Source organism: Paenibacillus sp. FSL H7-0737 (genome assembly GCF_000758545.1).
GTDB lineage: Bacteria > Bacillota > Bacilli > Paenibacillales > Paenibacillaceae > Paenibacillus_AQ.
Window position 1 is genome coordinate 1849347 of sequence record NZ_CP009279.1, and the last position, 12567, is coordinate 1861913.

Here is a 12567-nt window from a genome sequence, read left to right on the forward strand (position 1 = left end):
GTTTCAAGCTATACATTATCCTTATCTTTCTCTCTTAAACGCCTTTTGCGTCCTTATAAGGACGCAAAAGGCGTTTATACTTGTTGTGATAGCGCTTCATTCGACGTATAATTAGGGCTGGTGATTGCTTTTTTTAATGATATTATTCATTTGTGTATGGGTAGCGTTTCAACTTCTAACTAGAGAAAGGGAGAGAATTGCTGTGAAGCTATTGGGAGCGATTGAAGCAGGCGGAACAAAGTTTGTATGTGGGATTGGTTATGAGGACGGTACCATTGTTGACCGAGTTAGCTTTCCGACAACAACACCGGAAGAAACGATGGGACTAGTAATAGACTATTTTAAAGAGAAGAATGTAGAAGCATTCGGAATCGGATCTTTTGGACCGATTGATCCCGTACTGGACAGCCCTACTTATGGTTACATAACAACGACACCAAAACCTCACTGGGGACAATATAATCTGGTAGGCACAATGGCTGAGCAATTTAACGTTCCGATCGGCTTTGACACGGATGTGAATGGTGCAGCGCTTGCGGAAAGTAAATGGGGAGCGGCTAAAGGTTTGGACAGCTGTCTTTATATTACGGTTGGGACAGGCATTGGAGCAGGAGCGGTTGTTGGCGGCCAGATGGTCCATGGATTGTCACATCCTGAGATGGGACATATTCTAGTTCGTAGACATCCAGAGGATACGTTTGAGGGTTACTGTCCTTATCATGGCGATTGTCTTGAAGGATTAGCCGCAGGTCCGGGGATCGGCAAACGCTGGGGACAACCGGCAGGAGAGCTACCAGTGGACCATCCGGCTTGGGAAATGGAAGCTCACTATCTTGCACATGCACTCATGAACTATGTGCTGATTCTGTCTCCTCAAAAAATCGTAATGGGCGGTGGTGTTATGAAGCAAAGCCACCTGTTCCCGTTAATTCGCACTAAGCTGCAAGAGTTATTGAGCGGATATGTTCAGCATCCATCGCTTAATATTGACATCGATAATTATGTTGTCTCACCAGGTCTTGGAGACAATGCAGGGCTTGCTGGAGCGATTGGATTGGCTACATTAGCTCTAGCTAGAAGCTAGTATAAAAAGACATTGACTGTTCGGTAATATATGGTATTCTAGGATCTAACAGTATAGCATTTAATGAGGGAGCACCTCTTTCGCGTTTATCGTGAGAGAGGTGCTTTTTTGCGTTCGGGGTCGGATTGAAAAAGGATTTGTTCGCTCCGAAGGAGGCTCTTCCCGGAAGGTTATTGTGCTTGCTGTAATGTTGAGAAAGGTAGGGATGAATATGCAAATTGTGTTTATGAACCGTTTATCCAGAATATCTGGAGTGGATCAAGAGGTGTACGCCCAGCTGTGGATTGGAGAGGAAGAGGGGATCTGGAGTTTGGGCTGGCGTGATTTTTCAGGTGGGGAGAATTACATTGAGAATTTGTGGTATGAAGGTGGTTCATGGAATGAGATGCTCTGTGTATACAGGCATGAGCTAGCAGTGAAGATGGGAGATGGCTATCGACCCTTAATCGATGGGATATTCCACGAGGAGGATAGTCTTACTGGGCGTAATCAGGAACAGCTGAAGCTTCAATATTACAGCGAACATTATGGCAATGAAGCCATTTATGAAGAGTTATGTGCTTGGCGCCGTGGTAAGGCTTCGAGTGAACGGAAGGCGCCCTATATTCTCGCCAGTAATCGTCTGTTGCGCTTGTTAAGTACATTTCTACCGCATACGCCAGAGGAACTGATGCAAATTCCGGGTGTTGGAGAAGGCAAGATAGCGCAGTTTGGGGCTGATTGGCTGGTTATAACTACTGCGGTGGCAAGGGAACATGCTTTCCCTCTAAATTGGGTGCATGAAGTAATTGAAGAGGAGTCTTTCGTCTCTTGGCTTTATAAACAGAAAGAAGTCAAATATAAGAAGCAGCTAGAACGACTGCGCTTGCGGAGGATTTTGCTGCAGGGGATCGAGAATGGGTTGGGCTTGGAACAGCTTAAGGTGAATAGTGGAGTGAACCGGCGTGAACTTATAGAAGCGGTAGAGGAGCTAGAAAGAGAAGGTTATTCCGTCGAGAAGCTAATCCATGTAGAGCTTGGCAATATGCCGCAGAATGAGCAGGATGCGATATGGAATGCCTATGTGGAGCTCGGGGATCTCTTCCTAAAACCGGTGTTACATAAGGTGTATGGTGACGACTTTTCCGCTGCTGAAGGATTGGATATTTATTATGAGCGTCTGCGATTGATCCGCATCCGTTTCCGTCGAGAGCAAACGCATAAAGTGGGCATAGCGACCAGTTTTTAAATTTGCGCATACCAAAAAGACGAAGGCTTCCTTATACCTTACGGTTACAGGTCCTTCGTCTTGCTTATTCGTCCGGTTCGTTTCATAGCCATTCCTTCTTGCGGAAAACATACAGCATCCCACAGCCTAACGTCAACATAACGCCTATAACGCCATAATAGCCATATTTCGTATGAAGCTCGGGCATATGATCAAAGTTCATACCGTAGATTCCGGTAATTACGGTCAGGGGCATGAATATTGTTGTAATCGCAGTAAATACTCTCATAATTTCATTCGCGCGGTTGGCGATACTGGATTGGTATGCCTCTCGTAAGTTGCCCATGAGATCGCGATACGTCTCAAAGGTTTCAGATATTTTAACCGCATTTTCATAAATGTCGCTAAAATATTTCTGCAGCTGATCATCAATCAGACGGAGGTCTTTTTTATTTAGGGTATTGATCACTTCTTTTTGTGGCCCCAGCATTTTCTTCAACCATAGAATTTCACTTCGCAGACCGATAATTTCACTGAGATGTGACTTCTTGGTATGCATGAGGATATCTTCTTCCAGCTTCTCAATCCGAGCTTCAATTCGGTCGCCGACGGAGAAATAGTTATCAACGACAAGGTCAATTAGCAAGTAAAGGAACATATCCGGTTCACTTACTTCTTGCTCCCAGAGCATAGGCTTCAGGATTCGTAGTTCATTGATCTTTTGTTTCGTGACAGTGATGATGTAATGTCTTCCAAGGAATACATTGAGCGCCCGTAGGAAAATTTCTTCATCGTCAAAGCGGATGCTATTTACAACTATAAAGTAGTGACTTTCGTATATTTCGATCTTTGGACGCTGATCCTCTTCGCTAAGGCAATCCTCAACAGCAAGATCATGTAGGTTGAACAAGGGCTGAAGCAGCTCCAAATCCTCAACATCGGCGTCAATCCAATAGAACCCTTCCGTTGGGGGTGTTAGTGTTTCATCAATTTCATCAATAGGTGTAAAAACCCCTGCATTTACCAGCCGGATTTTCATCTGATTTCACTCCTCCTATCCCCAGGTCTTCACTAGGGACTGCTAAATTAAGCACAGAGAAAAAAATCAGCTTGGCCGGCGGTACAATCAATACATAGGGCCAAATGACGTTTCGAGGGCATGAAGAAGAACTGCTCCCGCCGCCGGCAAGCTGATGATTATCCTGTGTGGTTGCTCATTCTGTACACATATTTGCGAGCTCGGGTCGCCTTCCATCCTTCTTCTCACCTCTTCTTTTCGTTCAGGTATGAAATACTTGTCTAGTATAACAACGGAGTATGCCTCTTTCAAGCAAATTTATTGTGATTTTGAGGCTTCTTCAGCATTGTATGGACTTGACGAAAAGGAGGTTCATGATTTAAAGTGAATTTTAAAGTAATTTAATTGAATACAGCTAAATCTTATCAAGAGCAGGTGGAGGGACTAGCCCTATGAAACCCGGCAACCGGCGTGTAAACGCACGGTGCTAATTCTTGCGGAATTTCTGCAGACGTCTAATCGTTTTCAGGAACATTCTGGCAGATGAGAGAGGCGCATATGACTGTAGATATGACCTTTCTCGATTTCCGAGGAAGGTCTTTTTATGTTCAGCAAGCCGCAGTGCGGCAAAATAACTAAATTCAGCTAAGGAGTGGAAAGACAATGCCAATTAAAATTCCCGACAGTTTACCGGCGAAAGAAGTACTATCCGGAGAAAATATTTTTGTGATGGACGAAAGTCAGGCTTTCCATCAGGATATCCGTCCACTACGGATTGCTATTCTGAACCTCATGCCGACTAAAGAGACGACAGAGACTCAATTGCTGCGTTTAATTGGAAATTCGCCACTACAAGTTGATGTTACTTTATTGCATCCGCGTTCCCATATTTCCAAGAATACTTCTGCTGAACATTTGAAGAGCTTTTACAAAACCTTTGACGAGATCAGCCACCGCCGTTTGGATGGTTTAATCGTTACAGGTGCTCCTGTAGAACAAATGGAGTTCGAGGAAGTATCGTATTGGGAAGAACTGAAAGAGATTTTTGAATGGAGCAAGGACAATGTGACTTCAACCATGCATATTTGTTGGGCGGCACAGGCAGGCTTATATCATCATTTTGGTGTTCGTAAAGTGGCATTGCCTGAGAAATGTTTTGGCGTCTTCCCTCATACGATTAATCAAAATAACATTAAACTGTTGCGCGGCTTTGACGAGGTATTCCATGTACCACACTCTCGTCATACCGATGTCTCCCGTGAAGATATTGAGAATAATCCAGATCTGCAGATTCTGGCGGAATCCGAAGAAGCTGGTATGTATCTAGTGGCTACAAACGACGGTAAACAAATATTTGTGACCGGACATTCCGAATACGATCCTCTATCCTTGAAATGGGAATATGACCGTGATGTGTCTAGAGGGATGGAGATGGCTTTGCCGAAACATTACTTCCCTAAAGATGATCCAGAACGTACACCTCCAGCAGTGTGGCGTGCGCATGCTAATTTATTATTCTCTAACTGGCTCAATTACTATGTATATCAAGAAACGCCTTATGATATCGACCCGATTGTTTACTAATAATAGCGCTACAATATAAATTAGGAGGCATTAATCATGGATGACAAACTTAGGATTGAAAGTAGACTGGCTCAAATAGGTTCTCAAGAAGATCCAGCCACAGGAGCAATTAATTTTCCGATTTATAATGCAACGGCATTTCGTCATCCAAAACTCGGTCAGAGCACAGGGTTTGATTATAGCCGTACCAAGAGTCCGACCCGTTCAGTGCTTGAGAATGCAGCTGCAGAACTGGAATCCGGAGATGCAGGATTTGCTTGTAGCTCAGGGATGGCAGCGATACAAACGGTGCTTACCTTGTTTGCTCAAGGCGACCATCTGATCGTTTCGCTGGATCTTTACGGCGGTACCTATCGTTTGTTGGAACGGATTATGTCCAAGTTTGGAATCACTGCTTCATATGTAGACACGAATGATTTGGATGCACTGGAAACTTCGCGTCGTCCAAATACGAAAGCTGTATTTATTGAAACGCCAACGAACCCACTTATGATGATCACGGATATTGAAGCCGTGTGCACTTGGGCACGTCATCATGGGTTACTTAGCATTGTAGATAATACGCTGCTGACTCCATTCTTCCAACGGCCTATAGAATTAGGTGCGGATATTGTAGTTCATAGCGCTACTAAGTATTTGGGTGGTCATAATGATGTACTGGCAGGCCTGATTGTATCCAAGGGTGTAGAATTATCAGCTGAATTAGCTATTCTACATAACTCTATTGGCGCCGTGCTCGGACCAACAGACAGTTATCAGTTGATGAGGGGCTTGAAGACATTGGCGCTGCGTATGGAGCGTCACGAAAGCAATGCATTAGCGATCGCTCACTACTTATTAGAGCATCCAGCGATTGCGGAAGTGTTTCATCCAGGATTGCCTGATCATCCAGGACATGAAATCCAGAATCGCCAATCTTCAGGCAATACCGGTATTTTTTCTTTCAAATTAAAAGATGCCAGATACGTAGAGCCGCTTCTTCGTCATATTCGTCTTATTGCATTCGCAGAAAGCTTGGGCGGTGTAGAGTCACTGATGACTTATCCGGCTGTACAAACGCATGCTGATATTCCTGTGGAGATTCGAAATGCTGTGGGTGTAGATGATCGTTTACTGCGCTTCTCCGTCGGTATTGAACATGCAGAGGATTTGATTGCTGATCTTAGCCAAGCACTAGAAGCCGCTAGGGCAGAAATTGAGTCCAAGTAACAGGAAGAAATGTTCAATCGAGTGTTAGTGGAGAAATAGAGTATAACTAGCAGTATCGCTTAGTGCGATGCTGCTTTTCTTCTGGATAGGAATTTGCGAAGAATGTAAAAGCATTTTTCAAGCTGTTCAGATTGTGATACGATGAGGAAATGAACTGTTCAATTGTATGAGAAAGGGTTGTCACCTTGAAAAAAGAGACAACGTTTTTTCTTCCTGTAATTTTGTGATTCTACCATACCCCTAAGGGTTTAGAAGGAGGATGCGAACGATGAGTGCGATAGATCTTATTTTGGACAAAGCCCTACGGGGTGAACGTCTCCAATTGGAAGATACCATCCGGCTGTTCGAGAGCAACGAAATTGAGAAAATGGGTGCAGCTGCAAACACCATAATGGAACGCTGGCATCCAGACCCGATGGCCACGTTTGTAATTGGTCGTAATATTAACTATACGAATGTATGTGATGTCTACTGCCGTTTCTGCGCATTTTATCGCAGACCGGGCTCTGATGAGGGTTATGTATTGCCGGATGAGACGATTTACCAAAAAATCGCTGAGACTATCGCTGTAAATGGTACAGAAATACTGATGCAAGGCGGTACGAACCCAAATCTTCCTTTCAGCTATTATACCGATATACTTCGCGGAATTAAGCAACGTTTTCCTGAGATTACAATGCATTCCTTCTCTCCTGCTGAGATTATGAAGATGAAGGAAGTATCTGGATTATCGCTCGAGGAAGTTGTGCGTGAAATCCATGCTGCTGGCCTGGATTCACTACCAGGTGGTGGAGCGGAAATTCTCGATGATCGCACACGCCGCAAGATCAGCCGACTTAAAGGCTCATGGCGCGAGTGGATGGATGTCATGCAGACAGCGCATAAGATCGGTATGAATACGACAGCTACGATGGTCATTGGACTTGGTGAAAGTATGGAAGAACGGGCATTACACTTACTTCGTGTGCGTGAGGCTCAGGACGAGTGTATTGCCAACAAGTATGATTCAGAGGGTTTCTTGGCCTTTATCTCTTGGACCTTCCAACCGGACAATACCAACCTGAAGCTGGATAGACAAACGCCTGAAGAATATCTGAAGACGGTAGCCATAAGTCGCCTTGTTCTAGACAATATTAAAAACTTCCAGTCCTCTTGGGTAACAATGGGACCAGAGGTCGGTAAGCTTTCCCTTCAATATGGCTGCAACGATTTCGGTAGTACGATGATTGAAGAAAACGTAGTATCTTCTGCGGGCGCGACCTACAAGGTCAATATCGAATCGATTACTCAGCTGATCCGCGAAGCAGGCAAAATCCCGGCACAGCGGAATACACGCTACGATATTCTGCGCGTGTTCGATGATGCTAATGCGAAGATTGATAATGATTTCATCATGCAGAACTAATATATAAATTAAATCAACGCTTGTTGCTCGTTAATCCGTTTAGTGGATGATTGAGCAGCAAGCGTTTTTTGTATGGTTAAGATTTCGAAGGTTTATTTTACCTGTGAACATAAATTCATTATTTTATTACATTTCTGTATACACATTATTATCCAAAAATGATATCATAATCATATCAAAAGAATATCTTATGGGGGTGCTTTTTTATGAAGGAGAAAACGCTTCGTCCTGTCAGCGGATTTTGGGTTATCGCATTAATTGCAGTTTGTTTGGCTGGTGGAATCTATGGTGCTGTTCAGGAGTATATTGCAGTACCGGTCATTCTGTTCGTTGTATCAGCAATACTATGTACGAGTATTACGGTTGTACAACCTAATAAGTCGGTTGTAGTCACCTTTTTCGGCAAATATGTAGGGACTATTGCAACGAGTGGACTGTTCGCAGTTATTCCGTTCAGCGTACGTAAGACGGTTTCCCTACGCGTTCGTAACTTTAACAGTGTGAAGCTCAAGGTCAATGATGTTGAAGGTAATCCGATTGAAATTGCTGCAGTTATCGTCTTTAAGGTGATTAACTCCGCTAAAGCCCTCTTTGATGTAGATAAATACATGGCTTTCGTAGAGATTCAGAGTGAAACGGCGCTGCGTCATGTGGCCAGCAAATACCCTTATGATAACTTCAATGAATCTGGGATGTCTCTGCGTGCCAATGCAGATGAAATTGCTAAAGAGTTAGCGACTGAGCTTCAAGAGCGTTTGTCCTTATCTGGTGTAGAAGTCATTGAAGCCCGGCTTACACATTTGGCTTATTCAACAGAAATTGCCAGCACCATGTTGCAGCGGCAGCAAGCTTCTGCCATTCTGTCTGCTCGTCAAATCATTGTTGAAGGTGCAGTTGGTATGGTCGATATGGCGATTAAACAGCTTAAAGAGAGCGGTGTAGTGGAGCTTGACGAAGAACGTAAAGCGGCCATGATTAATAATCTGATGGTGGCGATCGTGTCGGAGCGCGGAGCGAGTCCGGTCATTAACGCCGGCTCGTTGTATTAAGGCGGTGCATCATGGCGGCCAAGAAAAGCTTTCCATTGCGGATCGATCCGGATCTGCATGAGGCGTTGGAACGTTGGGCGGGAGAGGAATTTCGCAGTGTAAACGGACATATCGAATACTTGCTGCGTGAGTCTTTGAAACGTGCAGGCCGCTTACCTGGGAAACGCCGAGAAGAGTAACCTGTTAAGGACAGTTCTAGCGCTATTTCCTGGCTGCAGAACTGTCCGTGTAGGTGACTGTTTCCGCTGTTTACAAAATTTTGCCCCCTCTACAGACTTGACTGTCAGAGAGGACAGATTTATAATTACTCCATAATTCACGTTAACAGCTTTGACAAAGATATGAATGGATTGTTCTGGACCGTATCAGAGAGAGGGAACATAGGCTGTAATTTCCTCCGGTATCCTACTATCGATTTACCCCTTTGTAGCTGCGGTTATGAATTCCCTGAAATGGGATAGTAAGAACCGCCGGTTCATGGTCGTTATTCCATGCTTACGAAGGATTCTGACTCGACTCTGCTTTAGAGCAGATTGAGAGAATCGAATTTGGGTGGAACCACGGGTGCAAACGCTCGTCCCTTTGCGGGACGGGCGTTTTTTGTATGCGTGGATATTTCCGTTTCGAAAAATTTAAAATTGTTGTTTGGTTTAAGGAAATGAAGGAGGAAATTAAAATGGTAAGTATTAAACTTCCGGACGGCTCCGTTCGGGAATACGCAGAAGGTAGTAATATTGATGATGTAGCGGCTTCTATTAGTAGTGGACTTCGCAAGAATGCGGTGGCAGGGAAATTGAATGGTATTGTCGTGGATCTGTCCACTCCGCTAGAGGAAGGCGCATTGATAGAAATCGTAACTTTGGATTCACCTGATGGCTTGGAAGTTATGCGTCACAGTACTGCCCACTTGATGGCGCAAGCTGTAAGACGTTTATATGGAACAAAGGAAGTTAAGCTTGGTGTAGGTCCTGTTATCGAAGATGGCTTCTACTACGATATGGATTTGGAACATCCGCTTAATCCTGAGGATCTGCTAAAGATTGAAAAGGAAATGGATCGCATTATCTCTGAGAACCTTCCAATCGTACGTAAGGAAGTTAGCCGTAAGGAAGCGCTCCAAATATTCGGTGAGCTAGGCGATCCTTACAAACTTGAACTAATCGAAGCATTGCCTGAAGATAGTGTGATTTCGATCTATGAACAAGGTGAATTCTTCGACTTGTGCCGTGGACCACACTTACCGTCGACTTCTAAGATCAAAGTCTTTAAATTGATGAATGTAGCTGGTGCTTACTGGCGCGGCGATAGCAAGAATAAAATGCTTCAACGCGTATACGGTACAGCTTGGATTAAAAAAGCGCAGCTCGATGAGCATCTTCGTCTGCTTGAAGAAGCGAAGAAACGCGACCACCGTAAGCTGGGTAAAGAGCTTGAAATCTTCACATTTAATCAATTGGTAGGCCAAGGCTTGCCGATCTGGCTGCCTAAGGGTGCTAAACTGCGCAGTATTCTGGAACGATACATTGTGGATCTGGAAGCAAGTCTAGGATACCAGCATGTATATACTCCGGTTCTTGGTAATGTTGAACTATATAAAACTTCTGGACACTGGGAGCACTATCAAGAGGACATGTTCCCTAAAATGACTATTGATAATGAAGAATTTGTACTTCGCCCAATGAACTGCCCGCATCACATGATGATTTATAAGAGCTCCATGCACAGCTATCGTGATCTGCCGATCCGTATTGCTGAACTGGGTATCCAGCACCGTTATGAAATGTCAGGAGCATTGACTGGCTTGCACCGTGTGCGTTCGATGACTCTAAATGACTCCCATATTTTCTGCCGTCTGGATCAAATTAAAGGCGAGTTCATTCGTGTAATCGAGTTGATTAAACAGGTATACAGTGACTTTGGTATTAATGACTACCGTTTCCGGTTGTCTTATCGTGATCCTAAGGATACAGAGAAATATTACGCTAATGACGAAATGTGGGAAACTGCACAGCGTATGTTGCGTGAAGTTGTAGAAGAAGCTGGTCTGCCATTCTACGAAGCAGAAGGCGAAGCTGCCTTCTACGGTCCGAAGCTGGATGTGCAGATCAAGACTGTACTAGGCAAAGAAGAAACTCTCTCCACTGTACAGATCGACTTCTTGCTGCCTGAACGCTTTGAATTGGAATATATCGGTGACGATGGTCAGAAACACCGTCCAGTCGTTCTACACCGCGGTATTTTAGGTACAATGGAGCGCTTTGTTGCTTTCTTGTTAGAGAACTTTGCAGGATCACTGCCGCTTTGGCTGTCTCCACAGCAGGTTAAAGTTATTCCTGTTTCGACTGCCTTCGACGATTATGCTAAGGAAGTTACAGACAAGCTGCGTCGCCGTGGTATCTCTGCTGAGGCAGATTTACGTAATGAGAAGCTTGGCTATAAGATCCGTGAAGCTCAGCTGGAGAAGCTACCATACATGTTCGTAGTTGGAGAGAATGAGATGAATGCCGAGACAGTTTCCATCCGTAAGCGTGGAGAAGGCGATATGGGAGCTAAGCCACTTCAAGAAGTGATTGAACTGCTGGCCCAAGAAATTGCTGACCGTGTAATCTCCTAATTACTTGTAATAACCAACACCAAAAGTACGTCTAATAATGACCTCTGTCATATGCCCATAAGGATTGAAAATTGATCTTTATGTATAAAATTTTGTGAATCGGGAAACCTTCGCTAATAAGGGGGAGGTTTATCACATGAACAAAATGGGCATATTTCAGAGGTTTTGGTGTCTTTTCGTCACAATAGTCCTACTGTTGACTGCTGCAGGTATCATTCCTGAATCCAAGCATCAAGCAGTTGTGGCCAATGGGACAGGAGACACATTACAGCACACAGATATTAGCAAAACGCTTTCGAACGAATTGCAACATACTCAGGCTAATTCTGGTTCAATGAGAATCAAAGATCAACAAGCTATTCTCACCACTGGCCGTGCTACCTTGTTATCAAACGAGCCATATTCCAGCGTACCGATCGTTCCTGCGACAACAAAAAATAAACCAGTAGCTACAAAGTCACCACAGAGCACTAAAGCTCCAACTACCAAAGGGAGTGGGGGCACGGGCTCTTCAAAATCGCCGAATTCTGTTCCTGTAGCTGCACCAGCTCCTGACCAGATTATTACTTCAATGAAAGTGATGGCGACGGGTTATACTGCGGGTTATGAATCTACAGGTAAAACATCTAAACATCCCGAATACGGAATCACCTATTCAGGTGTTAAAGTACGTAGAGATAAGAACACAGTCTCGACTATTGCTGCTGACCCTAAGGTAATCCCGTTAGGGAGTATACTTTATATACCTGGTTATGGATACGGCATCGTCGCTGATACAGGATCTGCCATTAAAGGGCGGAAGATTGATTTGTATTTTGCTACTACGAAACAGGTGTATAAGGAATGGGGCAAAAAATCAGTTGTAGTTCAGCTCATTAAGCGAGGAAACGGTACATGTACAGAAGTGATGCTGAAGAAGCTCACTCAGGCAATTGAGACTTATAATGCTGTACCGCAATCCCTGCTGGAAGAATCCATTTAAGATCTAGCGGTTATACTTCAATGAATTTGGTGGATTGAACTTAATTTCACTTGGTCATGCATAATAGTGACATCACCTTGCCATAATACGGACTGGGGCAGAGCATTAGCCTCATCCGAGATTTTCTCTTAGTAAGCATTATCTATGCTGCATAAGGGATAAGGGAGGTGAATTACGTGGCTAATAATAAAAAATCTAAAGTTCAAGAAAACTACAAAACACCGAATGAAAAATACAATGCTGAGTTTGCTGTTGAGAATGACGGCGCAACTAAGCAAAGTGGAAATACTTCTAAGCCAGCTCAGAAACCGCAACAATAATGCGCTTCTGAAGCAGAAGACTGCTGAATAAAGAGACTGTCCCAATCAGTTTATAACTGAGGGACGGTCTTTTTTTCATTTTTCATATATAATGA

At 44.0% G+C, this 12567-nt stretch carries 11 protein-coding genes and 1 riboswitch; of the genes, 10 read left to right on the forward strand and 1 reads right to left on the reverse strand.

Annotation, left to right across the window (positions count from 1 at the left end):
• Nucleotides 1-202 precede the first annotated feature (202 nt).
• Both H70737_RS08015 and H70737_RS08020 read left to right on the forward strand, forming a co-directional pair.
• Complete coding sequence (locus H70737_RS08015; RefSeq protein ID WP_042186209.1) at nucleotides 203-1084, forward strand: ROK family protein; 882 nt, start codon at nucleotides 203-205, stop codon at nucleotides 1082-1084.
• Nucleotides 1085-1295: 211 nt separating this feature from the next.
• The gene (locus tag H70737_RS08020; RefSeq protein ID WP_042193503.1) at nucleotides 1296-2312 is read left to right on the forward strand and encodes an HRDC domain-containing protein; all 1017 of its coding nucleotides are present in this window, start codon (nucleotides 1296-1298) and stop codon (nucleotides 2310-2312) included.
• Between the two features lie 82 nt (nucleotides 2313-2394).
• Here the strand turns inward: H70737_RS08020 and corA are convergent, their stop codons facing one another.
• Nucleotides 2395-3330: a magnesium/cobalt transporter CorA gene (corA, locus tag H70737_RS08025; RefSeq protein WP_042125638.1), complete on the reverse strand. Its 936-nt coding sequence runs from the start codon at nucleotides 3328-3330 to the stop codon at nucleotides 2395-2397.
• A 398-nt stretch (nucleotides 3331-3728) separates the two neighbouring features.
• A riboswitch (SAM riboswitch) is annotated at nucleotides 3729-3859 on the forward strand.
• A gap of 113 nt (nucleotides 3860-3972) precedes the next feature.
• Here corA and metA point away from each other — a divergent pair.
• From metA to H70737_RS30655, 8 genes are all read left to right on the forward strand, one after another.
• On the forward strand, nucleotides 3973-4893 hold the full coding sequence (metA, locus tag H70737_RS08030; protein ID WP_042186211.1) for a homoserine O-acetyltransferase MetA: 921 nt from the start codon (nucleotides 3973-3975) through the stop codon (nucleotides 4891-4893).
• Nucleotides 4894-4929: 36 nt separating this feature from the next.
• Entirely contained in the window at nucleotides 4930-6102 is a 1173-nt protein-coding gene (locus H70737_RS08035) for an aminotransferase class I/II-fold pyridoxal phosphate-dependent enzyme (protein ID WP_042186212.1), read from the forward strand.
• 268 nt (nucleotides 6103-6370) lie between these two features.
• The gene (gene mqnC / locus H70737_RS08040; protein WP_042125644.1) at nucleotides 6371-7507 is read left to right on the forward strand and encodes a cyclic dehypoxanthinyl futalosine synthase; all 1137 of its coding nucleotides are present in this window, start codon (nucleotides 6371-6373) and stop codon (nucleotides 7505-7507) included.
• 206 nt (nucleotides 7508-7713) lie between these two features.
• Nucleotides 7714-8556: an SPFH domain-containing protein gene (locus H70737_RS08045; protein WP_042186213.1), complete on the forward strand. Its 843-nt coding sequence runs from the start codon at nucleotides 7714-7716 to the stop codon at nucleotides 8554-8556.
• A gap of 11 nt (nucleotides 8557-8567) precedes the next feature.
• Nucleotides 8568-8735: a type II toxin-antitoxin system antitoxin gene (locus H70737_RS30190; RefSeq protein WP_042186214.1), complete on the forward strand. Its 168-nt coding sequence runs from the start codon at nucleotides 8568-8570 to the stop codon at nucleotides 8733-8735.
• A 497-nt stretch (nucleotides 8736-9232) separates the two neighbouring features.
• The gene (thrS, locus tag H70737_RS08055) at nucleotides 9233-11170 is read left to right on the forward strand and encodes a threonine--tRNA ligase (RefSeq protein WP_042186216.1); all 1938 of its coding nucleotides are present in this window, start codon (nucleotides 9233-9235) and stop codon (nucleotides 11168-11170) included.
• Nucleotides 11171-11585: 415 nt separating this feature from the next.
• Nucleotides 11586-12152 carry a 3D domain-containing protein gene (locus H70737_RS08060; RefSeq protein ID WP_442950257.1) on the forward strand — a complete coding sequence of 189 codons (567 nt, stop codon included), beginning with the start codon at nucleotides 11586-11588 and terminating at the stop codon, nucleotides 12150-12152.
• Between the two features lie 176 nt (nucleotides 12153-12328).
• Entirely contained in the window at nucleotides 12329-12472 is a 144-nt protein-coding gene (locus tag H70737_RS30655; protein WP_156113077.1) for a hypothetical protein, read from the forward strand.
• Nucleotides 12473-12567 lie beyond the last annotated feature (95 nt).

Bases quoted from the DNA above. Each gene is read 5' to 3' on its own strand.
- H70737_RS08020 (WP_042193503.1), top strand. From the start codon at position 1,296: ATGCAAATTGTGTTTATGAACCGTTTATCCAGAATATCTGGAGTGGAT.
- corA (WP_042125638.1), bottom strand. From the start codon at position 3,330: ATGAAAATCCGGCTGGTAAATGCAGGGGTTTTTACACCTATTGATGAA.
- metA (WP_042186211.1), top strand. From the start codon at position 3,973: ATGCCAATTAAAATTCCCGACAGTTTACCGGCGAAAGAAGTACTATCC.
- H70737_RS08035 (WP_042186212.1), top strand. From the start codon at position 4,930: ATGGATGACAAACTTAGGATTGAAAGTAGACTGGCTCAAATAGGTTCT.
- mqnC (WP_042125644.1), top strand. From the start codon at position 6,371: ATGAGTGCGATAGATCTTATTTTGGACAAAGCCCTACGGGGTGAACGT.
- H70737_RS08045 (WP_042186213.1), top strand. From the start codon at position 7,714: ATGAAGGAGAAAACGCTTCGTCCTGTCAGCGGATTTTGGGTTATCGCA.
- H70737_RS30190 (WP_042186214.1), top strand. From the start codon at position 8,568: ATGGCGGCCAAGAAAAGCTTTCCATTGCGGATCGATCCGGATCTGCAT.
- thrS (WP_042186216.1), top strand. From the start codon at position 9,233: ATGGTAAGTATTAAACTTCCGGACGGCTCCGTTCGGGAATACGCAGAA.